General features: G+C 61.3%; 26 protein-coding genes and 1 pseudogene. 16 read left to right on the top strand and 11 right to left on the bottom strand.

Annotated features, from left to right (window positions below; all coding sequences use genetic code 11):
• Positions 1-2: 2 nt before the first annotated feature.
• Both istB and QEO92_RS26480 read left to right on the top strand, forming a co-directional pair.
• The gene (istB, locus tag QEO92_RS26485) at positions 3-779 is read left to right on the top strand and encodes an IS21-like element helper ATPase IstB (protein WP_227704226.1); all 777 of its coding nucleotides are present in this window, start codon (positions 3-5) and stop codon (positions 777-779) included.
• 106 nt (positions 780-885) lie between these two features.
• Positions 886-1,314: pseudogene (locus tag QEO92_RS26480) on the top strand (transporter associated domain-containing protein); the annotation flags it as partial.
• Positions 1,315-1,583: 269 nt separating this feature from the next.
• Here the strand turns inward: QEO92_RS26480 and QEO92_RS26475 are convergent.
• Both QEO92_RS26475 and QEO92_RS26470 read right to left on the bottom strand, forming a co-directional pair.
• Positions 1,584-2,969: an ATP-binding protein gene (locus QEO92_RS26475; protein ID WP_227705009.1), complete on the bottom strand. Its 1,386-nt coding sequence runs from the start codon at positions 2,967-2,969 to the stop codon at positions 1,584-1,586.
• Positions 2,969-3,694: a response regulator gene (locus QEO92_RS26470; RefSeq protein ID WP_227705008.1), complete on the bottom strand. Its 726-nt coding sequence runs from the start codon at positions 3,692-3,694 to the stop codon at positions 2,969-2,971. The genes QEO92_RS26475 and QEO92_RS26470 overlap by 1 nt, the downstream gene beginning before the upstream one ends.
• 173 nt (positions 3,695-3,867) lie before the next feature.
• Between QEO92_RS26470 and QEO92_RS26465 the strand changes: the two genes are divergently transcribed.
• From QEO92_RS26465 to QEO92_RS26440, 6 genes are all read left to right on the top strand, one after another.
• Positions 3,868-4,389: an EF-hand domain-containing protein gene (locus QEO92_RS26465; RefSeq protein ID WP_227705007.1), complete on the top strand. Its 522-nt coding sequence runs from the start codon at positions 3,868-3,870 to the stop codon at positions 4,387-4,389.
• 59 nt (positions 4,390-4,448) lie between these two features.
• Positions 4,449-4,940, top strand: a complete 492-nt coding sequence (locus QEO92_RS26460) for a cytochrome b (RefSeq protein ID WP_227705006.1) — start codon at positions 4,449-4,451, stop codon at positions 4,938-4,940.
• Between the two features lie 141 nt (positions 4,941-5,081).
• Positions 5,082-5,426, top strand: coding sequence for an EF-hand domain-containing protein (locus QEO92_RS26455; protein ID WP_227705005.1), 345 nt, complete (start codon positions 5,082-5,084; stop codon positions 5,424-5,426).
• 59 nt (positions 5,427-5,485) lie between these two features.
• Positions 5,486-6,697, top strand: coding sequence for an HlyD family efflux transporter periplasmic adaptor subunit (locus tag QEO92_RS26450; RefSeq protein WP_227705004.1), 1,212 nt, complete (start codon positions 5,486-5,488; stop codon positions 6,695-6,697).
• A complete protein-coding gene (locus QEO92_RS26445) occupies positions 6,694-7,866 on the top strand; it encodes an FtsX-like permease family protein (RefSeq protein ID WP_265105738.1) in 1,173 nt (390 codons plus the stop codon). Before QEO92_RS26450 ends, QEO92_RS26445 begins: the two co-directional genes overlap by 4 nt.
• Positions 7,867-7,875: 9 nt before the next feature.
• Positions 7,876-8,571: an ATP-binding cassette domain-containing protein gene (locus QEO92_RS26440; RefSeq protein ID WP_227705002.1), complete on the top strand. Its 696-nt coding sequence runs from the start codon at positions 7,876-7,878 to the stop codon at positions 8,569-8,571.
• A gap of 103 nt (positions 8,572-8,674) precedes the next feature.
• On the opposite strand, the gene QEO92_RS26435 is transcribed toward QEO92_RS26440, so the two are convergent.
• The 5 genes from QEO92_RS26435 to QEO92_RS26415 form a co-directional block, all read right to left on the bottom strand.
• Positions 8,675-9,514 (bottom strand): protein NO VEIN domain-containing protein, encoded by an 840-nt coding sequence (locus tag QEO92_RS26435; protein ID WP_227705001.1) that lies wholly within the window; start codon positions 9,512-9,514, stop codon positions 8,675-8,677.
• A 42-nt stretch (positions 9,515-9,556) separates the two neighbouring features.
• Positions 9,557-9,982: a type II toxin-antitoxin system VapC family toxin gene (locus tag QEO92_RS26430; RefSeq protein WP_227705000.1), complete on the bottom strand. Its 426-nt coding sequence runs from the start codon at positions 9,980-9,982 to the stop codon at positions 9,557-9,559.
• A complete protein-coding gene (locus tag QEO92_RS26425; protein WP_113139575.1) occupies positions 9,982-10,224 on the bottom strand; it encodes a type II toxin-antitoxin system Phd/YefM family antitoxin in 243 nt (80 codons plus the stop codon). The genes QEO92_RS26430 and QEO92_RS26425 overlap by 1 nt, the downstream gene beginning before the upstream one ends.
• A 561-nt stretch (positions 10,225-10,785) precedes the next feature.
• The gene (locus QEO92_RS26420; protein WP_037159415.1) at positions 10,786-11,250 is read right to left on the bottom strand and encodes a TspO/MBR family protein; all 465 of its coding nucleotides are present in this window, start codon (positions 11,248-11,250) and stop codon (positions 10,786-10,788) included.
• A gap of 167 nt (positions 11,251-11,417) precedes the next feature.
• Positions 11,418-11,921, bottom strand: a complete 504-nt coding sequence (locus tag QEO92_RS26415) for a fasciclin domain-containing protein (protein WP_081953032.1) — start codon at positions 11,919-11,921, stop codon at positions 11,418-11,420.
• A gap of 228 nt (positions 11,922-12,149) precedes the next feature.
• Here QEO92_RS26415 and QEO92_RS26410 point away from each other — a divergent pair, with 228 nt between their 5' ends.
• The gene (locus QEO92_RS26410; protein WP_227704999.1) at positions 12,150-12,749 is read left to right on the top strand and encodes a helix-turn-helix domain-containing protein; all 600 of its coding nucleotides are present in this window, start codon (positions 12,150-12,152) and stop codon (positions 12,747-12,749) included.
• A gap of 197 nt (positions 12,750-12,946) precedes the next feature.
• Here QEO92_RS26410 and QEO92_RS26405 read toward each other — a convergent pair whose 3' ends face one another.
• Positions 12,947-13,960 carry an NADP-dependent oxidoreductase gene (locus QEO92_RS26405; protein WP_227704998.1) on the bottom strand — a complete coding sequence of 338 codons (1,014 nt, stop codon included), beginning with the start codon at positions 13,958-13,960 and terminating at the stop codon, positions 12,947-12,949.
• Between the two features lie 89 nt (positions 13,961-14,049).
• Here QEO92_RS26405 and QEO92_RS26400 point away from each other — a divergent pair, with 89 nt between their 5' ends.
• Positions 14,050-14,613: a TetR/AcrR family transcriptional regulator gene (locus tag QEO92_RS26400; protein WP_227704997.1), complete on the top strand. Its 564-nt coding sequence runs from the start codon at positions 14,050-14,052 to the stop codon at positions 14,611-14,613.
• Between the two features lie 95 nt (positions 14,614-14,708).
• Here the strand turns inward: QEO92_RS26400 and QEO92_RS26395 are convergent, their stop codons facing one another.
• Complete coding sequence (locus QEO92_RS26395) at positions 14,709-15,662, bottom strand: alpha/beta hydrolase family protein (RefSeq protein ID WP_227704996.1); 954 nt, start codon at positions 15,660-15,662, stop codon at positions 14,709-14,711.
• A gap of 93 nt (positions 15,663-15,755) precedes the next feature.
• Between QEO92_RS26395 and QEO92_RS26390 the strand changes: the two genes are divergently transcribed.
• Positions 15,756-16,649: an AraC family transcriptional regulator gene (locus tag QEO92_RS26390; protein ID WP_227705268.1), complete on the top strand. Its 894-nt coding sequence runs from the start codon at positions 15,756-15,758 to the stop codon at positions 16,647-16,649.
• Positions 16,650-16,673: 24 nt separating this feature from the next.
• Here the strand turns inward: QEO92_RS26390 and QEO92_RS26385 are convergent, their stop codons facing one another.
• A complete protein-coding gene (locus tag QEO92_RS26385) occupies positions 16,674-17,231 on the bottom strand; it encodes a methylated-DNA--[protein]-cysteine S-methyltransferase (RefSeq protein WP_227704995.1) in 558 nt (185 codons plus the stop codon).
• A 162-nt stretch (positions 17,232-17,393) separates the two neighbouring features.
• Between QEO92_RS26385 and QEO92_RS26380 the strand changes: the two genes are divergently transcribed.
• The 5 genes from QEO92_RS26380 (at position 17,394) to QEO92_RS26360 (ending at position 21,545) form a co-directional block, all read left to right on the top strand.
• Positions 17,394-18,152 (top strand): AraC family transcriptional regulator, encoded by a 759-nt coding sequence (locus QEO92_RS26380; protein WP_227704994.1) that lies wholly within the window; start codon positions 17,394-17,396, stop codon positions 18,150-18,152.
• Between the two features lie 95 nt (positions 18,153-18,247).
• Entirely contained in the window at positions 18,248-19,669 is a 1,422-nt protein-coding gene (locus QEO92_RS26375) for an alpha/beta fold hydrolase (RefSeq protein WP_227704993.1), read from the top strand.
• Positions 19,670-19,685: 16 nt separating this feature from the next.
• The gene (locus tag QEO92_RS26370) at positions 19,686-20,180 is read left to right on the top strand and encodes a nuclear transport factor 2 family protein (RefSeq protein WP_227704992.1); all 495 of its coding nucleotides are present in this window, start codon (positions 19,686-19,688) and stop codon (positions 20,178-20,180) included.
• A gap of 123 nt (positions 20,181-20,303) precedes the next feature.
• A complete protein-coding gene (locus QEO92_RS26365; RefSeq protein ID WP_227704991.1) occupies positions 20,304-20,945 on the top strand; it encodes a 2'-5' RNA ligase family protein in 642 nt (213 codons plus the stop codon).
• Between the two features lie 75 nt (positions 20,946-21,020).
• Complete coding sequence (locus QEO92_RS26360) at positions 21,021-21,545, top strand: VOC family protein (RefSeq protein ID WP_227704990.1); 525 nt, start codon at positions 21,021-21,023, stop codon at positions 21,543-21,545.
• 65 nt (positions 21,546-21,610) lie between these two features.
• On the opposite strand, the gene QEO92_RS26355 is transcribed toward QEO92_RS26360, so the two are convergent.
• Positions 21,611-23,053 carry a methyl-accepting chemotaxis protein gene (locus QEO92_RS26355; protein ID WP_227704989.1) on the bottom strand — a complete coding sequence of 481 codons (1,443 nt, stop codon included), beginning with the start codon at positions 23,051-23,053 and terminating at the stop codon, positions 21,611-21,613.
• Between the last annotated feature and the right edge of the window lie 3 nt (positions 23,054-23,056).

Here is a 23,056-nt window from a genome sequence, read left to right as displayed (position 1 = left end):
ACATGCTCACACATCCAACCCTCGACCAGATGCATGCGCTCGGCCTATCCGGCATGGCGGCAGCATATCGCGACCTTGCCAATCAAACTGAGGGCATCGATCTCAACCGCGATGAATGGCTCGGCCTGATGCTCGATCGGGAGATGGCCGTGCGCGGCGACAAGCGCCTGACCAACCGGCTTGCAATCGCCAAACTGCGTTTCCCCGACGCTTGCATCGAGAATATCGACTTCGCCGCCCATCGCGGCCTCGACCGCCGACAGCTCCTCTCGCTTGCCCAAGGCGAATGGCTCAAAGCCCATGAGCACTTGATCCTGACCGGACAAACGGGAACGGGCAAAACCTGGCTCGCCTGCGCCATCGGACGGCAGGCGGCCCGCCTCGATTATTCCGTTCTCTATGTCCGCATGCCCCGTCTCTTCGAGGATTTGGCGCTGGCGCGCCTCGACGGGCGGTTTCCCCGATTGGTCGACAAGCTCGCGCGTGTTCAATTGCTCATCCTTGATGACTGGGGAACCCACGCGCTCAGCGATCAGCAGCGGCTCGATCTCCTGGAAATCTTCGAAGAGCGCTACCGCCGGAAATCCACTCTGATCACTGCCCAGCTTCCCGTCGCGCAGTGGCACGAGATGATCGGCGAACCAACGATCGCTGACGCCATCCTCGATCGTATCGTCCATAACGCCCATCGAATTGCGCTCGAGGGAGACAGCATGAGGAAGCAAAAACCAAGACCGCTCTTGACCGAAGCGCAAAACGCCGAAATCAATAACCAATGACATCAACCAGGCGAACGAAAGTCGATCCCGCCAGACTGTCCGCGATTTAGTGAAACGACTGTCCGGGATTTACCGGAATCGATGTCCCGTTAATCCGAAATCCGCAGTCTCGGATCGTACTGGCGCCTTAGACGTTATCCAGTCGCTGCGCAAATCACCCGCCCACATGGTCCTTGTCTATGATGAATACGGCCATTTCGAAGGCATAGTCACATCAGGTGACGTGCTTGAAGCCATCACAGGGGTCTTCCAGGAAGACGAAAGCGGAGAGCCCGCGATCGTGGAACGCGAAGACGGCTCCTTCCTCGTTGCCGGCTGGATGCCGATCGATGAGTTCGCTGACGAGATGGGTTTCTCACTGGACGAAGAGCCGGACTACGAAACGGTCGCCGGTTTCGTCATCGACGAGATAAAGCATCTCCCGTCCTTAGGCGAGAGTTTCACGGCGAAAGGCTGGCATTTCGAGGTGATTGACATGGATGGACGCCGTGTGGACAAGCTTCTCGTGAAGCGCGTCGAGGTTCCTCGGGACTGATCCAGCACAGGCACGTTGGGAACCAGCGATCGCGATCAGCCGGATTGCCGGCTCTGAAAATGAATACGGCCCTGCGCCCAGGGGAGCCGCGCCTATCGAGGAAAATGTTTCCGGCTATAGCAGTTCGATCGAGCGGCCATGCTCCTTGCGAGGGTCGCCTCCCACGCGGTGTTGCGGACGATAGCCGCCACCGGGTGGCCAATTGTCTAAGCTCTGGTGAATTGGACCGATGTGGGTGTTCCGATTCGCCTGCCCAAATCTGTGCCGCGTCACCCCTCCCGAGCAGCCACGCCTCGTAGCGCGACTGTCGCCCGCAGTCCGCCCTCGGCCCGGTTGGTTAACTCCACCGTCCCGCCATGGGCGTTCAGTATGGCTCGGGCTATGGGGAGACCCAAACCGACACCCCCGGTCTCGCGAGAGCGGGATTGTTCAAGCCGTGTAAACGGCTCGAAGACGCGGGAGAGATCCGCATCGGGTATGCCCGGTCCTGTATCGTCGATGGAAATGACGACATCGTTGCCCATACGACTGAGACCAATCACCGCTCCGCCCCCGTAACGCTGGGCATTCTCTATCAGGTTCCGTAAGGCGCGCCGCATCGGCGTACGTCGAAGCGGCAAGGTGACGGGTTCCATCGTGCCGAGTACCACCTGCGGACCGGTTTCGCTCAGTTCGGAGGCCAGATCCAGGAGCAGTCGCGAAATGTCCGTCGGTTCCATCGGCTGGTCAGGCGAGACGCCACGGGCATAGGCCAGCGTCGCCTCGACCATGTCCTGCATTTCATCCAGCGTCGCTGCCATGCGCTCTCGCGTCTCGTCATCATCGACCATCTCCGCCCGCAGGCGCAGCGCCGTGATGGGCGACCTAAGATCGTGACCGAGCGCCGCCAGCATTCGCGTCCGATCGGCAACCATGCCGGATATGCGTGCCTGCATCCGCTCCATCGCGTCGGACAGTGCGCGCACCTCGTCGGGCCCGCCGCGCGGCATGGAAAATGCCGGACCGTCGATCCCCATCTCTTCCGCCGCCTGAACAAGGTGTCGCAGCGGGCCGGTGATCCGCCGCAGTCCAAGCCAGAGCGCTGCCATGATCAGCGCCAACGAAAGCAGAATAGTGCCCAGGATAGCCGGAGGGAGCTGGAAATCCCGGCGGTCGTTGCGGGAGCGGACATTGAGCCAGGTCCCGTCCTTCAAGAGCACGGACAGGCGAAGTTCGGTTGGAGCCACGCCTGTGGCCAGCAGTCGGTCACGCAACCAGGCAAGCGCGGCAGGAGGTGTCATGGGACGGCCGTCGCGTGGGGAGATCCCGACTTCTTCGGCACGAATCTCGCGCGGGCTTCCCAGCACATCTGTCACCCTGGATCGGACCGCCGGTAGCTCAGTTTCCTCGGAACTGATCGCGCTCTCGCCGACCTCGAATTGCGCATGATGCGAGCGGGCCGCGGCAAGGATGCCCGGGCGATTGTCCGGTGCGGCCTCTTCCAGCGCGATAACGACTGCCGCCGCTCGCTCGGCAGTTTCGACTCTGAGGCTGGCTTGCAAGGCGGTCCCGCGTTCACCCGTGAAGAGCCAGAGGCTTATGAACTGGGCCACCAGGAAGGCGACCAGGATCAACAGTGCCAACTGCCCGGTCAGGCTGCGAGGGGCAAGCCGCATCAGCTCACCTCTCGGACATCGGTGGCAAGACTGTAGCCACCCGCCCGGATCGTGGCGATGATCCTGGGGCTTGCCGCATCGTCTTCGATCTTGCGGCGCAGGCGGCTGACCTGGTTGTCGATGGTGCGGTCGAAAACTTCGGCTACCCGGCCGGACGTCAGGTCCAAGAGCTGATCGCGCGACAATACGAAGCGCGGGCGTTCCAGAAAGATGGTCAGCAACTTGAATTCGGCGCTGGTCAGGCTGACTTCACGTCCGTCCTGATGCGTGAGGGCGCGGGTATCGGTGTCGAGCACCCAACCTGCGAAGGCCAGCTTGCGCCCACCAAGAGTGCCGGCCATGGGCTCGGGCCGGTCAGAACGTCGCAAGATGGCCTTGATCCGCGCCAGGAGTTCGCGCGGATTGAAAGGCTTCACCAGATAGTCGTCGGCCCCGATTTCCAGACCGACGATGCGGTCGGTCTCCTCGCCCAGGGCGCTGAGCATCAGGATCGGCGGGCCGCCGCTGGCCGAAACGCGCCGCGCGGCGGAAAGCCCATCCTCGCCCGGCATCATCACATCGAGAACGATCAGATCGAACCGTCCGGCCTTCAGAGCCACGTCCATTTCCGCCGCATCACGGGCAGGCGTTGCGCGCATTCCGTTCTTTTCCAGATAGCGCGTCACGGCATCGCGAATTTCGCGGTGGTCGTCCACGACCAGGATATGGGGCGATAGATCGGTCATGCCCTTACATAGCTTGCCGTTGCCGCAAGCGGGAGGGATTTTGCGTATCCGTCTGTCGCAATCCATGCCCTTGCGACAGACGGATACAATTCAGGCTCCGTCCTGGCATCCTTCTGCGACACAACCCCTCCATCCTGGTCTCATTCGAAACAACGACCCGAAGAGGTGAGACCATGAAACGCAAGACGATCCTTACTCTTGGCGCCATCGCCGCCGTCGCCGTCATCGGTGGTGCGACCATTCCGGCCATCGCGGGCGGCGGCCCCTGGGGCATGATGGGCGGCCATGCACCGGGCATGATGATGCAGGGCGGCGACGGCGCGGGATGGGGGCCTGGCCGGATGGGCCAGCGCGCCGGCCATGGGCCAATGGGCATGAACGGCTTTACCGAAAACCCCGTCTTCCAGGCTTTCGACGCCGACAAGGACGGCAAGGTCACGGCTGCGGAAGCCGAGGCCGGTGTTTCCGCCTTGCTCACCACCCATGATGCCGACAAGAGCGGCGCTCTGTCCGAGGCGGAATTTGCAGCGCTCTTTTCCGAGGTGACCAAAGGCATGGCCGCGCGACCCTTCGCCATGCTCGATGATGATGGCAACAAGGAAATCAGCGCCGAGGAAATCACCTTTCCCGTGAAGATGATGGCCCGGATGGGTCGCCTGACAGACATCAATGCCGGAACCTCGACCAAACCGTAATCTGATGGGGACGGCGGGTGCCGAAAGGCACCCGCCCAATCATTCATAGTAACAGAGCCATGACACATCCCACAGGTTATTCCGGAGCGCAAATCGCGCTTCACTGGATCGTCGCCCTTCTGGTCGCCGGTCAATATATCTTCAAGGACTCCATCGCTTCTGCCTGGGATGCGATCCGGCAGGGCACGGACTATGCCTTCGACCCGCTGATCCTGGCCCATGTCGCGGGCGGCGGGCTGATCTTCGCCCTCATCCTGTGGCGTCTGGCTCTGCGTCTGACACATGGCGCGCCACTACCGCCCGAAAATGAACCCGCGCCACTAAAGGCGCTGAGCCATGTCGCCCACTGGGCCTTCTATGCGGTGTTGGCGATCATGTCCGTCTCGGGCGCATTGGCTTGGTTCGCCGACCTGACCGTTGCCGCACAGGTACACAACGTCTTCAAGGTTATCCTTCTGGCGCTCATCGCTCTGCATGTCCTGGCCATTCCGTTCCATCGGATCGTGCTGAAAAACAACGTCATGATCCGCATGATCCGTCCGGCGGAGTGACCTCACCGGATCTCCATTCATCGCCCTGACGGGCAATCCAGAAACAATGGAACTCCTCTCTTGAAAATTCGCAGGTTAACCGCCGCACTTCTGCTGTCCGCGACGACAGCCCTTGCCCAGACGAGCCCTGGAGGTCAGTTCATGAACAACTGGGATCTCGACGGGAATGGCACCGCCACCATTGAAGAACTGCGCGAGATGCGCGCCAGTGTCTTTCTGAGTTTCGACTCGAACGAAAACGGCGCCCTTGATGCCGAAGAATACCTGATGTTCGACGAGGCCCGCCAGAACGACGTCAACAACTACGAAGGGGCGCAGCGTGCCCAGATGCAGAAAGTCGCCGACCGGCTGAGCCAGCCCCTCAGCGATCTGGACAAGGACGGCAAGGTGACACGCGAGGAGTTTCTTGCTGGGGCCGACACCTGGTTTGCGGAACTGGACAAGAACGCCGACGGCGGAATTACACTCCACGACTTCGCGATGTAAGCGGAGCGACTTGTCTGAAGGGGCCCGGTGTGAACGGCCGTAGTGAGAGGAAAGCCGCAATGTCAGGACTCGACAAAGACCAACTGCCGATCGACCTGAACCTGTCTGAGCCAGGATCATCGCCCCGCCGCTGGTTTCGCAAGCGGTATCTGCTGGTCCTGCTGGTACCGGTGTTCATGTTCTCGGGCGCGGTGCTCGGAATGTACTTTCAGCCGACGGGGTTGCAGAAGTTCTACGCACTGACGGGCCTTACGCCCGGTGGCGGCTCGGATGCACCCATTGCGCTGCCGCCCGAGATCGAGCTACCGCCGAAGATGGCGGAAACCCTGCTGCCCACCGATGTGGTGGGGTTGGCGCGGGTGATGCCGCGTGGCGATGTCTCGGTTGTGGCGGCACCCTACGGTGCGAGCGACGCGCGCGTTGCCGAAATCCTCGTATCCGTGGGTGACCGGGTGGAGAAGGGCACCGTGCTGGCTCGGCTCGACAATCACTCCGCTCTGGCAGGCGCGGTCCTGACGGCTGAGGCAAACCTTGCCGTGCGCGAAGCAAACCTCATTCAGATCCGTGCCGCGACAGAGGCAAGCCGCGACGAGGCACAAGCAGCACTTGATCAGGCCGTGGCCACGGCGGCGGAAGCCACGACGACGCTGGTCCGCACGGTGGAACTGGTTTCGCACGATGTGGGCACGCAGGCCACGCTCGATGCCGCCCGCTCGGCGGCGGAGGGCGCGAAGCTTTCCGTTATACGCGCCGAGGCAACGTTGAAGCGGTATTCGGCGGTGACGCTCGACGAGCAGCCCGACGTGATCGTGGCCAGCCGTAATGTGGATGCCGCCCGATCCGACCTCGCCCGTGCGCGGCTCGATCTTGCACGGGCCGAGGTCGTGGCGCCGATCACCGGCACGATCCTCGACATCCACGTGACGCCCGGACAGCGCCCTCCCACCGACGGCATCATGGACATGGGCGACACCGACCAGATGATGGCCGAGGTGGAGATCTGGCAGGATCGCATCAGCACTGTCCTGGTTGGCCAGCCGGTGGAATTGGCCACCCCGGCACTGGGTGTCACGCTGCAAGGCCGGGTAGACAGTATCGGGCTGACCGTGGGACGGCAGGGACTGATTTCGGACGACGCGGCGGAAAACAAGGATGCGCGCGTGATCCAGGTCCTGGTGGTGCTGGATGCCGCTTCCTCGGAACTTGCCGCGCGCTTCACGAATCTCGAGGTCATAGCCCGTATTGACACCACTGCACGGGCCAATCCATGAGCTACCTGCTGCAACGCCTGTTCGGGCGGCTGCCGATCGGCTGGCTGCAATTGACCCATAACCGCACCCGCTTCGCGGCGGCACTTGCCGGAGTGGCCTTTGCCAATGTGCTGGTTTTCGTTCAGCTTGGGATCATGAATTCGATGGGTGCTGCAACATTGCGACCCTATGCCTTCTTTCAGGCAGATATCATGATCTCGGCTGGCGACGCGAGTACCCTGACCGACGGTGGCAATGTGGCACGGCAGTGGTTGCTGCAGGCGCTGGGGGATCCGGATGTCTCTGCTGGCATGGGTCTCTTGATCGCCAATGTTCCTTGGGATCGGGGCGAAAAGGACATCAGTTTGACGACCTTTGGTGTCGACCCGGTCAAGACGGAGTTCCTGGCCGCCGATATCGCGGGAGATCTGAAACTCCTGCAGGTGCAAGATGCAGCAATACTCGACCGGCTGGCCCGTGGACTGACCAAGGATGAAGCTTCCGCGATCCGCCCGCAATCGCCGCTGTCTTTTGAAACGCAGGACCGCACCGTCACCGCTTACGCCACCTTCGCCGGCGGAGGCGGGTTCGGTGGCGATGGCTACATGCTGGTTTCGGATCAGACCTTCCTGTCGCTGTTCCCGACACGCAGTTCCACGGCGCCCGACCATATCCTTTTGACCCTGCGCCCCGGCGCACAGACAGACGCCGTGATCACGCGCCTGAAATCCCTGATCTCCGATCCATCCCTTCGCATCCGCAGTTATGAACAAGCAGCTCAAGAGGACCTGCGCTATCAGCAGACCAAGCGGCCCACGGGTATCATCTTCGGCTTCGGGGTGCTGATAGGCGTTCTCGTCGGAATCGTGATCGTCTATCAGGTGCTGTCCACCGACGTGGCCGACCACCTGCGCGAATACGCAACCTTCAAGGCCATGGGGTATGGCCCGCAGTTCTTCCTCGGCATCGTCTTCGAAGAGGCGCTGGTCCTGGGGATCATGGGCTTTATTCCCGGTCTGATCGTCGGGACGACCATTTTGACGATCATGGGCAAGATAACGACCCTGCCATTGGGGATGACGCCATCGATGGCGGTGACGGTTTTCCTTGGCACCATTGTGTTTTCGGCCCTGTCCGGCGCTATCGCCACCCGTCGGCTTGCCGCTGCCGACCCTGCCGATCTATTCTAGGAGGCTGCCATGGACAGCGAGACAATCGTTGAAGTACGGGAGCTGAACCACTGGTTCGGCAGCGGCGAGGTTCGCAAACAGGCGCTGTTCGACGTGAACCTGACGTTGAAGCGCGGCAGCTTCACCGTATTGATGGGCCCTTCCGGGTCTGGCAAGACCACGGTGCTCACGCTGATCGGCTGCTTCCGCGCGGTACAGGATGGGTCGGTGCGGCTTCTGGATCACGAACTGAAGGGCGCACCCCAGGCACAGCTTGTCGCGCTGCGCCGCCATCTGGGCTTCATATTCCAGGCCCACAACCTGCATGAAAGCCTGACTGCGGCGCAGAATGTGATGATGGGGGTGCAGGTGCATGGTGGCGTGCCCGACGGCGTGGCGGAACATGCGGCCGGCCATGCACTTGGCCTTGTCGGCCTGACGGACCGCATGACCTACCTGCCCGCCAACTTATCAGGTGGGCAGAAACAGCGCGTCGCCGTGGCTCGGGCCCTTGTCTCCAGCCCGGCGCTGGTGCTGGCAGACGAGCCCACCGCCGCACTGGACAAGGACAGTGCGGCCGAGGTCGTCGATCTGTTGAAACGCATGGGCGAAGCGCGGGGCACCACGACCTTGCTCGTCACCCATGACAACCGCATCCTCGACCGCGCTGACCGTATCCTGACATTGGAAGACGGTCGCATTGTCAAGATCGAGGAGCGAGGCTGAACGGGCTACCTTCAGACTGAGGGATCACTTTGCTCTGACACGAAATGACAGTGTCTGCGTAGCGGGTAGAACAGGCGGAAGCTGTCCGTCTCCTGTCTGCCCCTTACAAGAAGGTCGCCTGATAGCTGGCGGCCATCAATGATACATGCGCCTCCAGTGGCGGACGCAGTTCGAACGCCTTTGGCTCCCGCGCAAAATTCCACAACCGCACCAGCCGCCAATCGCTACGTCGCTCCTCGGCAACGGCCAGCTCATTGCGCGTGATGTGAAACGGCGTGCGCTCCCAGCCATTGGTCGTCTTCACCTCGATCAGCCGATCGCTACCGTCGGGATCGAAGCTGAGGATGTCATAGCCGGCACCATCACCATCGACATGGGACACCCAGCGAATGCGTTCGGCGAGATCTGTCCGGCCTGCGGCGCGCAGGGTGGCACGCTCATGGGCGAGAACGCGCTTCTCGCCGGCGCGGCCCAGCGCGCGATTGCGGGCATCGCGCTCCGCCACATCGTACTTCCGGGCAATGGCCGCCATCTGCTCAAGTTCGTCGGGCGGCGGCGCATTGCTGTGCGTCGGTGGTGGGCCGATCCACAGCATCGCGTCCTCCCAAAACACTGACGGTGACGGACCCATCGCCATTCGCGCGGCCGGTGCGAGCCAATCTGGATGGCGATCGAGCCAGCGCACCACAGCGTCGACGAGCGATGCCTGGAAATTGAAGGCCGGCTTATAGCCTGGGATCCAGACTTGACCGAGGCCTTTGAGCACGGCGCTGATGTTCTGATGCTTGTATTCGATCGAGCCGCGAGGCCGATCGATCACCGGCTGTAGGAGGCGGTTATGCTCAGACTTGCTGTAGGGTCGCCCGGCGATGTCGTCAGCAAGCATCGCGAAATAATCCGCCACGATCGCGTCGTTCTGCTCGTCGGACCAGTCACCGGCCATGGCGGCTCCCGAGCGGGCGGACCAAGCTGGAGAAGGCCCGGATCATGCCAGCAACTGCGCGGGGACACCAAGCACTGGCCCGGCCTCAGCCAGCCGCTGGTCAAGCGTATACACTGTGGCGCCATGCTCCGACGCGATGGCGAGATGCAGTGCGTCTCCCGCACGCAACCCAAGCGCATGTTGATCAGCGAACCTCGCCGCCGCCCGGAACTGACCGCCCGTCACGGGCAGCATGGTGAAACTCTCGGCGACGAGCTTGTTGAACATGGCGAGCGCCGCGGCGCGCTGCTCAAGGGTGATCTGTCCCGTCCGCAGCTTGATCGCCAGAGCCGACGACATCTCGGTAACGGTCCAGTCGCTGATCAGCAGCCGCGCCGGATCCTGTTCCGCCAGCCAGGCCTGAACGCGCGGCGTCATTACTTCGTTGGAGAGCGCCGCAACGATCAGCGACGTATCGAGATAAAGCATCAGTAGCGATCACCATCCCGCATCGACCGCACGAGATCGGCAGCACTCTGGGATTGGGGCGGCATAGCCGCCGTCAGCAATTGAAGCAGTGCCGCATCGATCGGCTTGCGGGGCCTTTCCACCGCGGTGAGCCGAGCGACTGGCTTACCGCGACGGGTGATGTCGATCGAATCTCCCGCCTCGACCCGGTCGATCAGTTCGCTCAGATGGGCTTTGGCATCCGCCAGATTAATCGCATGCATGTCACGCTCCTGACCATGTAGATAGTCATATAGCAGATCGAGCTTAAGAATTCCAGCAGGAGGTTTGCCGATGAAGCACGGCATCCGCTTGCCGGATGCCACCGATTGAGGACGACCGCATGCCGGACGCCACGGTTGAGCGTAAACCGCTGGGCGTTGCTAGTCCAGATTCGAGGCAGGCATATTGATTTCGTCGATTTTGACGGTACTTTATCGGGCGCAAAATATTCAAGATTTGAGGTCTATGCCTCAGCGCGAAACGGTTGATAGATACCGATAGTTCACAGAATTTTTTCTGTGCTGCGATTTCCAAAAACTCCAATAAAATCAACAGCCGAGCCTTTTGACGGCCTACTTCACGGATCCAGGCGCCGAAATGAAGTTTTTCTATAGTAAAATCAATCCGTTAGAGCGTCGAAAATATTAGAGTGGGAATGAGGGTTGGCTTTGGTGGCAATAGCGTAGCTTTGCCGAGAATGCTCGCCCGTTCATATGATCGTACGTTCTCAGCTTGTTTCTCGACCTTGCCGTCTCCTCTTCGAGCAGTGCGACGTCACCCGATCAGTTCAAGAGCCAGATCGCGCCATTCAGAACCGAGGCGAACGCTACCCAGGCGGCATAGGGCGCAAACAGGAGCGATGCGATTTTATCCCGCTGCCAGCTAATCACGATGAAGCCGATAATCGTGATCAGAAGCAGCACGATCACGCCAAGGGCAATATCAGTGCAATGCGCTGAGAAAAAAATCGGCGACCAAGCGAAGTTTAGAACCAACTGCACCCACCATAGCTTCATTGGCGCTCTGCTGCGGCCCCCTCGCCAAACTCGCCACCCGGCGATCGCGATCATGATATAGAGCGCAGTCCAGACTGGGGCAAAGACCCAACTCGGCGGATTGAAGGGCGGCTTGCTCAGCGGTGCATACCATGCACCGGGAGCAGTCACGAAACCTATGACAAGCCCGCCACCCAGAACGAGCGCCAGAAACAAGAATAGGCTGCCGAGCTCCCCTGCACGCACATTCATTGGAACACCATAACCCTTGTTTCAGCAAAGAACGTCATGGTTCTTTTGCCTCGGATCAGCAATCGTAACCGCGTCTGCCTGTGAGCGCGCCTGTCGATAAGACGCCGGCCCGCTTTTCGGCGACAAAGCGGGCCGGCTGTTGATCGGCTGGGGCGATAGGTGGCCGATCAGCCTTCGGGCGGCAGGATGACTTTGTCGATCACATGGATGATGCCGTTCGAGGCCGCAATGTCGGCCTTCACAACGGTGGCGTCGTTGATCATGACCTTGCCGTCCCCGGTCGATATTTTCGCCGTCGTTCCGTTGACGGTCTTGACCTCGTCCAGCGTGGTCACCTGCTCGGCTTTCACCGTACCCGGCACCACGTGGTAGGTGAGGATCGCCGTCAGCTTCGCCTTGTTCTCCGGCTTCAGCAGGTTCTCCACTGTGCCGGCCGGCAGCTTTGCGAATGCCTCATCTGTCGGCGCAAACACCGTGAACGGTCCGGGACCCTTCAGAGTAGCAACCAGATCCGCTGCTTCGAGTGCTGTCGCCAGCGTCTCGAACTGGCCGGCACTGGCCGCCGTGTCGACAATGTCCTGATTGCCGGCGCGCGCGAGGCTGCTACCGATCATCAGACCCGCCACGGCGAGACCGACCGCGGCCATCGATGCAATACTTATTCTGCTCATCTTTAGCTCCTGTTGCTAGACGCGTTTTACCGTGGGGCCGGCTTGGCCGGCGTTCCGGTCCGAGGAAGCGGGATCGAATGTATTTTGCCTTGCGCACCTCGTCGGATTATTGAACTATGATAAAATCAGTTTTCTTCAAGAGCAAATTCTCGTGATATGAGAAGTGATTTTCTCATTGAGAAAATTGTGCTACCTACCTTTGAACTGAGGTGAAATGAGACCGGAATCATGCTGTCGGAGACGTTGACCACGGCCCTTGAGGGCTATGCTATCGGCCCGAAGATCCGTCGACTGCGACTGCGCAAGAAATTGGGACTGGTCCAGCTTGGCGAGCACACAGGTCTTTCGGCGGCGATGCTGTCGAAGATCGAGCGCGGACATCTGTTTCCGACGCTGCCGACCTTGTTGCGGATCGCCTTGGTCTTCGGCGTCGGCCTTGATCACTTTTTCAAAGAGGACAACGACCGGCCGGTCCATGCCGTCGTGCGCAAGGCGGACCGCATTCGCCTTCCGGACAAGGCGGGGCGGACGTCGCCCGCTTACCGCTTCGAGTCCCTCGACTTTCCAGTCAGCGATCGCAGGCTCCACGGCTATTACGTCGAATTCGGAGAGGAAGATGAACAATCGGAGCCGCACGAGCATGCTGGCGCGGAGATCATCTACGTTTTGCGTGGCGAGCTGGTAGTGAACCTGGAGGGTGAGGACATCACATTGAGTGAGGGCGACTCGATGTATTTCGAAAGCACCTATCCCCACAGCTATCGCCGCAACGGGTCGCTGCCCTGCGCCGCCATTGTCGTAGTGACCGCGCAACCATCCTCAACTTGACCGGGTTTCCTAAGAAAGCCTGATGAGCGGCGTCGTGGATGGCGCCGGTGGATGGCTTCGGCCTTTCAGAGGCCCATCGATGGTTCCGGCGAGCGCATTGTCACCGGAATCGCCGCCGCCGATCGAGGGTCGATCCCGGCTTCGGCCAGGCGTTGGGATATCACGGCCTCCCCCGGAGAATTTTTCGCGGAGACGACTCAATCGACCGTCAGCACGATCTTGCCCTGGATATGGCCTTTCGCGGCGCGCTCATGCGCCTGACGTGCGGCGGCGAGCGGATAGGTGCTGTCGATCACGGTTTTCAACGTTCCATCGGCCAACAGTGGCGCCAGCTGCGCCAATTGCGCACCGCTTGAGCGCACCTGTGCCGTCGACACCGTTATGCCGAGTTCTTTTGCCTCATCGCCGGCATTGAAGCCCAAAGGAAAGACCGGAAACAGGGCGCCGCCCCGCTTCAAAGTGCTGAGGAACCGTCTGGAGGCAGCTCCGCCAAGCGTATCCAAGACCAGATCCGCATCGTGCACCACATCTTCCGGCGGTGTCCTGGTGTAATCGATGACCTCGTCGGCTCCGAGATCCCGGAGAAGTGCCCCATGTCTCCCCGAAGCTATGGCGATCACATACGCGCCTTTGAGTTTCGCCACCTGAACCGCGAAATGCCCGACGCCGCCGGCCGCGCCGTTCACCACGACCCGCCTTTCCTTGAGCGGCACGGGCACGTGCCTCTCCGACTGCAGCTGGTTCGGCGCATCATGACCCACCTCCACCATGAACTGCCAGACGGTGAGCAGCGACATGGGTGCGCCTGCCGCCTGAACGTGATCTATTCCCCTGGGTTTGAGGGCCAGATCCTGAACCGGCACGCTGACATACTGTGCATAGGCCCTGCTCTCTCCGACGCTGAAGAAGCGGACCATGGAATAGACCTCGTCTCCGACGGCGAAACCCTGAACATCATCGGAAACGGCTTCGACAACGCCGGAAATATCCGTGCCGAGAATGAGGGGAAAGGCTACCTGTGGCCGCCATTCCGGCGGAAGCGCCTTGTAGCCGTCGCGCAGATACCAGTCCGGCGGATTGATTCCGATGGCTTTCACGCGAACAAGCACCTCGCCCGGCCCGACCTCTGGCATCGGCACGTCCTCGTATTTAAGCACCTCCGGCCCGCCGAATTCGTGGATCTGTATGGCTTTCATGGTTTTGCCGATCATCTCTTGCTCCTATGATGGACGAGCACCACATTAAGCGGCGCAGTGCTCCATCTATAAATGGAGCGCCGCTCCATATTTCAAGAGGACCGATGAGAGCCGACGCAAAAAAGAACTATGATCACATCCTGCAGGTCGCGCGCGAGATCCTCGGCAAGGGAGATGCAAGCGCATCCCTGCGTGACATCGCCCGCAAGGCGGGTGTTGGCGACGGTACGCTGCACCGGCATTTCCCAACTCGGGAAACCCTGCTGGAGGCGCTGCTGCGGACCAATTTTGAAGAGATGGCGCAAAGGGCGAGCGAGCTGGAAGCCTCCGACAATCCCGCCGAAGCACTCTTGATCTGGCTGAGAGAGGCGATCACCATGACGCGCGACTATAGCGGCGTGATCGCGCCCATGGTCGCCGCCATTGCAGACCAAAGCTCAGCCCTCCATAGCTCTTGTGTCACGTTACGCTCGGCCGGAACCAGACTGCTGGCCCGGGCGCAAGCCAATGGCGCCGCCCGGCCAGATATGGATGGCAACGATCTTTTCGCCCTGATCAGTGCCCTCGCATGGCTCGGCGAACAGCCGCCGCTGGTACCCCAGGCCCATCACCTGTTTGATCTGATCTCAGATGCGATCCTGACGAGGCGATCGGCTTCAGCGGAATAAAGCTTGTGCCGGTAGAGCGGTTGCACAGCGAAACGACCCGATCATCTGTGGATTTCAATGATCGCAAATTGGGAGAATGGTCCTCCCAGGGCGCATCATGCAGCCATTTTCTCGTTCACGGTGCCAAGCGCTTGCGCCGGACCGATGAGCGCCGCGCGGGCCAGAGCCCATGCCCCGGCATCGACATCAAGCGCAGTTTTCAGCCACGCAAGCGTCATTCGCCTGGTTGCCTCCAGCACATCGGGCGCCTCGATTTCGGTTTCCTTGGCATCGAGCCCTGCAATGCCCCCGAGTCCATGCCCTACCCCGCGAAGAGTAAGCAGCGCCCGTGCCCCGGGGCCATCGTGATAGGCATCGGCATGCCACTCAGGTCCACGCGGCGTGAAGTGCGGATTGTCATCCGCGCCGCAGACGACGAGACTCGGCGTCATCACGCCAGCGAAATCGAGGTCGAAGAACGGAAACCGGGCCGCGTTCTCCGGGGTCAGATCCTCGCCCCCGCGTCCCGGCGCGGCGAGAAGAATACCTGCGGAGATGCGGGTATCGGCAAAATCCTCGCCATGCAGCCGCGCACCGAGAAGCAAGCCGACCGTGTGCCCCCCAAAAGAATGACCTGCTGCGGCGATCCGGCCATGATCAAGGCGCCCCGCAACAGCCGGCGTCTGATGTTCGATCTCGGCCAATCGATCGAGGATCGCCCTCACCTCCGCGACACGTTCGCGCCAGAAGAACGGCGCACCAGGCGCGTCTGCCGGGAGCCCACCGACACGGGAACTCGCATGTGTCGGCTGAATGACGGCAAAACCACGTTCGGCCCAGAACTGCGCAAGCGGCGTATACCCGTCCTTCGAAGGGATGTAGTTGGAGGGACCGAACCCATGCGACAGGATCACGATCGGCAGCTTCTCGCCGCTCGCAGGTGCGGTGAGGCGCAATTCCAGCGGTTGACGATCCGCGAGGTGTAGGCGAATCGGTGAATAGGCGAGGGTGAGAGCGGCCTCCGGCGTGGGAATATGGCGGGCAAGCTCGATCAAGTTGTTGGTTGTCATCTTTTGTCTCCTGCTTGAGTATCTCAAGATGGAATAGGCAGACCGGACGTTCTATATTTATTCGTCCGCGTTTGCTTAGCGAAAGTCCGAAACCTGTCTGATCCTCTCGCCGAGATCGTATCGATCCTCAAGCCCGTCCCCTCGATCGCCAAGCTGGTGATGGCGGGTGGGGCATGGCTCGTTGAGCGCCGGGAACTTGGAAGCCCGTTCTATTGCGCGATCGTCGAGGGGCGCTGTCACCTGACGATCAGTGGTCGCGCGCCGATCGTCCTGGCCGCAGGCGATTTCGTTATGGTCCCTGAAATCCATTCCTTCACCATGAGCAGCCTCCAGCCGCCCCCACGGGGCACGCTGCCGCAACGGCTTGAAACCAGTCCCGGCGTCTTTCGCCTCGGTGATCCTGCATCGGCGGTCGATGTCACAGCCATGGTCGGGCATTGTGCCTTCGCAGCAACCGACAGGCAGATGCTGGTCTCGCTTCTACCTGACGTCATCCATGTCCAGGGTCAGCACCGACTGACGAACCTGGTGCGGATGATTCATCGCGAAACAGTCGGCAAGCTTGCTGCCAGGGACATGGTCTTGACCCGCCTGTTGGAGGTTCTCCTGATCGAGGCGTTGCGGTCTGCGGGCGGTGCGACGGCGTCGCCTGGCTTGCTGCGCGGTCTGTCCGACCACAGACTGGCTCCGGTCCTGCGGCGCATTCATCAGGATCCGGGCGGCGAGATAACCGTCGAGGATCTGGCGCGGAACGCTGCAATGTCGCGATCTACCTTTTTCGACCGCTTCCGGCGCGAAGTCGGCGTGGCCCCCATGGAATATGTGACGAGCTGGCGCATGGCGCTGGCGAAGGAAATGCTCCTTCGCCGCGAGGCATCTGTCGCCGAGATCGCCGCGCGCATTGGATACGCCTCCGCCAGCGCCTTCAACGTGGCATTCACCCGGCATGTCGGAACAACGCCGGGTGCTTTTGCCGGGAGGGCTTGACCGCAAGCTGGAATCTCCGGCGGGTCAGAACCCCAGCGACTGCTGTGCAGGCTCCGGCGGCGTCAGGCGCACACCTTCCAGCTCCAGCATATGCGCCTTCGAGGTCGAACCGCCCGGCGCGGAAAAACCGCCGATCTTGCCGCCTGCAGCCAGTACGCGGTGGCAGGGGATGATCAGCGCCACCGGGTTCTTCGCCATGGCCTGGCCGACATCCCGGGCAGCCTCGGGACCAGCACCCAGCTCCCTGGCGATTGTGCCGTAGGTGGTGGTATGTCCCCAGCCGACCCGGCGAGCCGCGGCATAGATTTCCCTGAAGAAATCGTCCTGATCCTGCAGGTCGAGCTTGAAACGCGAGAAATCGACCTCTTCGCCGGCGAAATAGCGCTTCACCGCCTCAATCGCTTCCTGCACCTCGACCGGCGGCGTTCCGCGTTCGGCCTCCGGCAGCCGGCGCAGGAGAAGGCGCTCGGTCGAATCCGCGCTCTTCGTGGGAAGTTGAAAGCGGGTGATGCCGATATCGTTCCAGGCAATGCCGCAGAAACCGCCGGCCGTTCCAAAAATGAGATATTGATGCGCAGCCATAATGTAACCTCCGCATATTGCTTGACCTCAAGATCGGCTTTGCGGGCTTGAGATTCAACCCGTTTCTTGCCTCTCATCGTCTGGCCTCACGGAACTTTTCGTTGAGTTTGCTCCGGCAGGCGCTACGCTTTCCGCATGACAGGATCGCAGGCACAGACACGGATGCGATTGAAAGCGGCGAGGCTCCACACGCCTGCCGGCGGCGGCAGCTTTGTCATGTCGCATCTGTCGATCGGCCTCTTTCTCGTGGACCAGGACCGCCATCGGATTGCGGTGGGATCCGACAGGCAGCGGCACATCCCTCTCAAGGCCGGCGAAGGCTGGATTCTGCCGGCAGATGTCACCGGCATCTGCGAATATGATGAGGCGCTTTCGTTCCTGAAGCTCGAATTGCCGGAGAGCCTGCTCGGCGATGTTGGCTTCTACCGCCAGCGGGATTTCGCGCCGGTCGTCGGCGCCTTCGATCCGCTGCTTGCGCAATTCGTCCATCAAGCGGCCGCGACCACTGAAAGCGCGCCATCGCTCTATCGCGACACCATGCAGCTTGCCCTTGCCGCACATCTGGCTGAGGTGCTGTGGCCGCAGAAGCCGGGGCTTGCCGGCATTGAGGATCGCCGGCTGCGCCGCGCGCTCGACTACATCCACGACAACCTCGCCGCGGACCTCTCTCTGGACGATCTCGCGTCCGAGGCCGCGATGAGCCGTTTCCATTTCGTCCGTGCCTTCACAAAGGCGATCGGCAGGTCGCCGCTGCAATATGTGATCAGCCAGCGCATGGAGCTCGCCAAGCTGCTTTTGAAGACCACACGCCTGCCGATGGCCTCGATCGCCGCGAATGTTGGCTATGAGGACGTGTCCCGCTTTGGACAGCATTTCCGTCGGCATACCGGCACGACCCCCGCCGCATACCGCGCCGACTAGAGCAAGAAAAGCATAATAAACGCCAAGAACCGCGCCTGTGAAACGGGCGGAGAGTTGCAATCCTTCGTGATCCGAATGGAGACAGGAGAAGCAGCATGAAAACCACGGCTCTTTCGACCTTCTGCGCGGCGCTGATGACGTCCGCCGCATTCGCCGCCGACATCCAGACACGCAAGGTCTCCTTCGGGAATGAAGGCACAACGATTGCCGGCACGCTCTATCTGCCGGCGGATTATCAGCCCGGTCAGAAACGCCCCAGCGTCATCGTCGCCGGCGCGTGGACGTCGATCAAGGAGCAGATGTCCGGCCTCTATGCCCGCGAGATGGCGGAACGCGGCTTTGCCGCGCTTGCCTTCGACTATCGCGGCTGGGGCGAGTCGGGTGGCGCTATCCGCTTCAAGGAGGATCCGGCAACCAAAACCGGCGATATCGCCGCGGCGGCCGCGTTCATGGCCACCTTGCCGGAGGTGGATGGCGACCGGATCAACGGGCTCGGCATCTGCGCCTCTGCCGGATACATGGCTGCGGCCGCGACGGGCAATGCGAATTTCGCCTCCGTCGCGCTGGTGGCGCCCTGGCTGCACAACAGGGACATCGTCAACCAGGTCTATGGCGGACCGGACGGCGTTTCCAGGCTGATTGCCACCTCACGAGAGGCGGAAGCTGCCGAACGCCGAGGCCAGCCCCAGATCATTACCGCCGCCAGCGCCACCGACCAGACCTCGCTCATGTACCAGATCCCGTATTACACCGAGGAAGGGCGTGGGCTCAATCCGCAATATGACAACCGCTTCAACCTCGCCTCCTGGGAGCCCTGGCTCACCTACGATTCCGTAGCGCTCGGGGCAAAGCTCGACGAGCCGGTGCTGATCGTTCATTCGGAAGCGGCAGCCGTGCCGCAGGGGGCGCATGCCTTTTATGCGCTTCTTCCCGGCGAAAAGTCCGAGCTTTGGCTTGATGGCGTCAGCCAATTCGATTTCTACGATCAGCCGGGCCCGGTAACCATCGCCGCCGACGCTGTGGCGGCGCATTTCAACCGCCCGGACCACTCAGCCCAGCCGATTGATCCGCAAGATCGCGCCGCCATCCTAGACACGATCACCGATATCGCCGCTGGTGCTGACCGGCATCAATGGGATCGCGTCCGCCACGCCTTCGCCGACGAGGTGAAACTCGATTACACCAGCCTCTGGGGCGGCGAGGCCGCAATCCAGCCGGCCGATGCGGTGATCGAACAATGGTCGGACTTCCTGCCGGGCTTCGACGAAACACTGCATCTCGTTACCAACCCTACGATCACCGCCATACGCGGCGCGACCGCAACGGCCGAAGCCGATTTCCAGGCCACTCACCGTATCGACAACGATTTCTGGGTGCTGATGGGCCATTACCGCTACGAGCTCACGAAAGTGAGTGATGCATGGAAGGTCTCGGCACTCACCATGACCTACACGCATGAAACCGGCGATCGCGGCCTTGTTGCGCGCGCCGCCGAACGCGCCCGGCAGACCCGCTGACCCTCGCGAGGAAACCATGTCCAGAACGCTCACCCGAGCCTTACTCGTCATCACCGCCCTCTTTTCAGAAGTGCCCGCCATGGCCGCCAGTCCGGAAGAAAACCGCAAGGTCATCACCGACTATTACGCCGCCTATGCCGCGGGCGACATGAGCAAGGTGGCCGACTTCTTTGCCGATGACATCGAATGGTATATTCCCGGCCATCATCCGCTCGCCGGCACCAAGCGCGGCAAGGCGGAGGTCGCCGCCTTCTTCCAACAGCTTGGCAAGGCCGGTTTCCGCGCCGAACTGATCGCGCTGATGGCCGACGAGAACTGGGTGATCGACATGCATCGCGGCTGGTCGAACCGCGAGGTCGGCAATGTCGACACCATCTGGGTGCTCGCCTTCCGCATCGAGAACGGCAAGATCAGGGAAGCCCGCAATTTTTCCTATGATCAGGCCGCAGCCGACACGTTCTTCTGGCAGGTCTATCCCCTGAAACCGCTGCCGGAGCGACTGGCGGATTAACCATAATCCGTATGTTCACTTTTTGTTCTTTACACCTCGTGCAAGCTCCGCTAGTTTTTCATCATTGGCAGGAAGCCGGGATGGAACGATCAAGACGGTGGCGAGATGAGCTTGGGGAGACATGTGAGCCAATCCTCGCTTCCCTTTGGCGAAGCTCGGGTTCCTTCCGAAAATGCGGCAGGGCTGCAGCCAAGCAAGCTGTTCTTCGGCCTGAAACCCACCTCCTCCCTGTCATTTCGGATGAACCGTGCCGCTGCCCGGCATTCGCTCGACAGAACAAGGCGGCCCGCCTATCCGCCACACCTCTTGCACATGACGCTGCTTTGCATGGAAGAATTCCGCGCGCCGCCGCGGCATCTCATCCCCGCTATTCAAAAGGCGATCGGTGAGATCGGAGCAAGGCCCATTCCGATTGCGCTTGACGGAAGTAACCTGTTTGGCCGCAAGAGGCATCTCGTACTGACGAGTTCGACGGTGAATCGGGAACTCAGGGGCTTTGTGAGGATACTTCGCAATACGCTCTCGCGGCATAATCTGCCCCGTTTTCCGCTCACGTCTTTCGAGCCGCATGTGACGGTCATCTACGACTGCGGCCACATCGATCTTCTGCCCGTCCCTCAACCGTATGCCTGGACTGCAGGCGAGTTCCTGCTCATCTACAGCCATTACGGGGAGAGCCGGCATGAAGAGTTCGGACGGTGGCGGTTCGACCCGGCCGCACCGCCCTACCCTTCGTCGCCAGAGCAATTACGCTTGATGATTTGAAAATTTCTGGCCGCCATGTCGGGTCGAGCGGCGTCGCTCCGTCCTTTGAGACGGTCACCGAAAGAGGAGAGCAAAATGGCCATCCAGAAGCACAAGATCGTTCCGCATCTCTGGTTCGAGGACAATGCGGAAGAGGCCGTCAATTTCTATGTCTCGATATTCGAGAACTCGCGCGTTACGGATGTGTCCCGCTATGGCGAAGCCGGTCCACGGCCAAAGGGGTCGGTTCTGGCGATGGCCTTCGAACTCGAGGGCCAGAGTTTCGCCGCCATCAACGGCGGGCCGTGGGCCAGGTTCAACGGCGCCGTCTCCTTCCTCGTCCATTGCGAAACGCAGAAGGAGATTGATTGCTATTACGACAAGCTCGTCGAAGGCGGCCAGCAGCAACCCTGCGGCTGGCTGACGGATCGATTCGGTCTCGTCTGGCAGGTCAATTATGCCAGGTTGCCGATGATGCTGACGGACCGTGATGCCATCCGGGCAAACCGGGTCATGGAAGCAATGATGAAGATGAAAAAGATCGACATCGCCCGCCTGGAAGAAGCCTATGAGGGAAAGACCGCAACTCAAAGCGTGCCGCGATCTTTCAGATTCGCTTGACCCACTTTAAGTTCTTTTTTCGCGCATGTCGCGCAAAACCGCTGCACGCTTTTGCGCGACATGCTTTAGACCCGGATCGCCAGGCGCAGGCCGCCCCAATGGCGGCCGCTCACCGTGATCGGTGCGGAAATGTCCTTCATCAGCACGAACTGGCCGCCGCCCATGTCGCGGCGATAGGTCTGCAGCAGGAAAGGCTCCTGGTTTCGGCCGGCGGCGAGGCCGACGCGATCGTTGAAAATGCGCCGGTTGCGGCAGTTTGCCATGTTCCAGGTCACGTCCCCGGGACGCTGGCGCTGCGAGAACTTGCGGTTATGGGTGGGCAGGTAGCCGTTCTCGTCGACTGCGGCACAGAAGGCGATGCGCTCATCGCCTTCGATTGCCGGCTCCTGGATCGGCGGCAGAACGGTATCGGTGAAATCGGTGAAGCGTGTCATGTACTGGACGGGATCGCTGCCCGGAATCGCCGCATATTGCCGGTCGAAAAGCGAAGCGAGATCGATGCGGCCGGATTTCATGCCGGATTCGAAAGCGGCCGAAACGTCGGCGGCAAGCGCCATCACCTGGCGGATATAAGGACTGTCCGGTATCTCGACACCGGCACTGGCGGTCGCCTGGATCATCCGCTCTGAAATCGTTACCACCTCGCCGACTCGGGACGAGGTTTCCTGGAGCTGGTCGTTGGACTTCAGGATCGCGTTCGCGGCGGACGCGATCGAAGAGGCGAATTCACCGCATTGCCGGTCGACGGTCTCGGTCGTCCCGGTCAAGGAGGATGCGTTGTCGAGAATGCGGGTCATGACGTCCTCGACGCCCTTGAAGGACCCTTGCACCTTCAGCGCGGTCGCCTTGACCCCTTCGGCGGAACGGCTGGCGCCTTCGCCGGCTGTTACCAATCGGTCGATCCGGCTATTCAACTGGTCGAGCGTCGTCTGGATCGAGCTCGTCGTCTGGGATGTCTGAAGGGAGAGCGCCCTGACTTCCGCGGCAACCACAGCGAATCCCTTGCCGGCCTCGCCCGCGCGCCCCGCCTCGATTGCGGCATTCAGTGCGAGCAGGTTCGTCTGCCGGGCGATCGTGCCGATCGCCTCGGCCAGCCGTCCGACATCCCCCAGAGCGGCCGAAAAAAGCTTGATCTCCGCGCCGATCTCCTGCGATGCATCGACCATGTTGTCGATCGCGGCGACGGATCCTGAAAGCTGCTCGGCCTGCTCGCCGAGCACCCGCCGGGCGTTCGCGGTCAACTCATCAGATTCATGAAGGGAACGGGCGATCTGCCCGTTGGCTTCCGCGATCGATTGCGCGGATTGGGTAAGACGGCTCAACAACGCCGCATGCTGGGAGGATTGGGCGGCGGTGTCTTGCACGGCGCCGGCTATATCGACCAGATGAATGCCAAGGGCCGAAGCCTCGCTCGCGAGCTTGACGACAGAACGCCTCAATACCTCACCGTCGAGAGGCTCGGCGTCCGATGCTTCACTTTCCCTGATGACCTGCCCGATCGCGCTCACCTG

The sequence above is a fragment of the Neorhizobium petrolearium genome, assembly GCF_029854435.1.
Lineage (GTDB): Bacteria > Pseudomonadota > Alphaproteobacteria > Rhizobiales > Rhizobiaceae > Neorhizobium > Neorhizobium petrolearium.
Note: the sequence above shows the minus strand (reverse complement) of the source record. Positions and strands in the feature narration are given on the sequence as shown.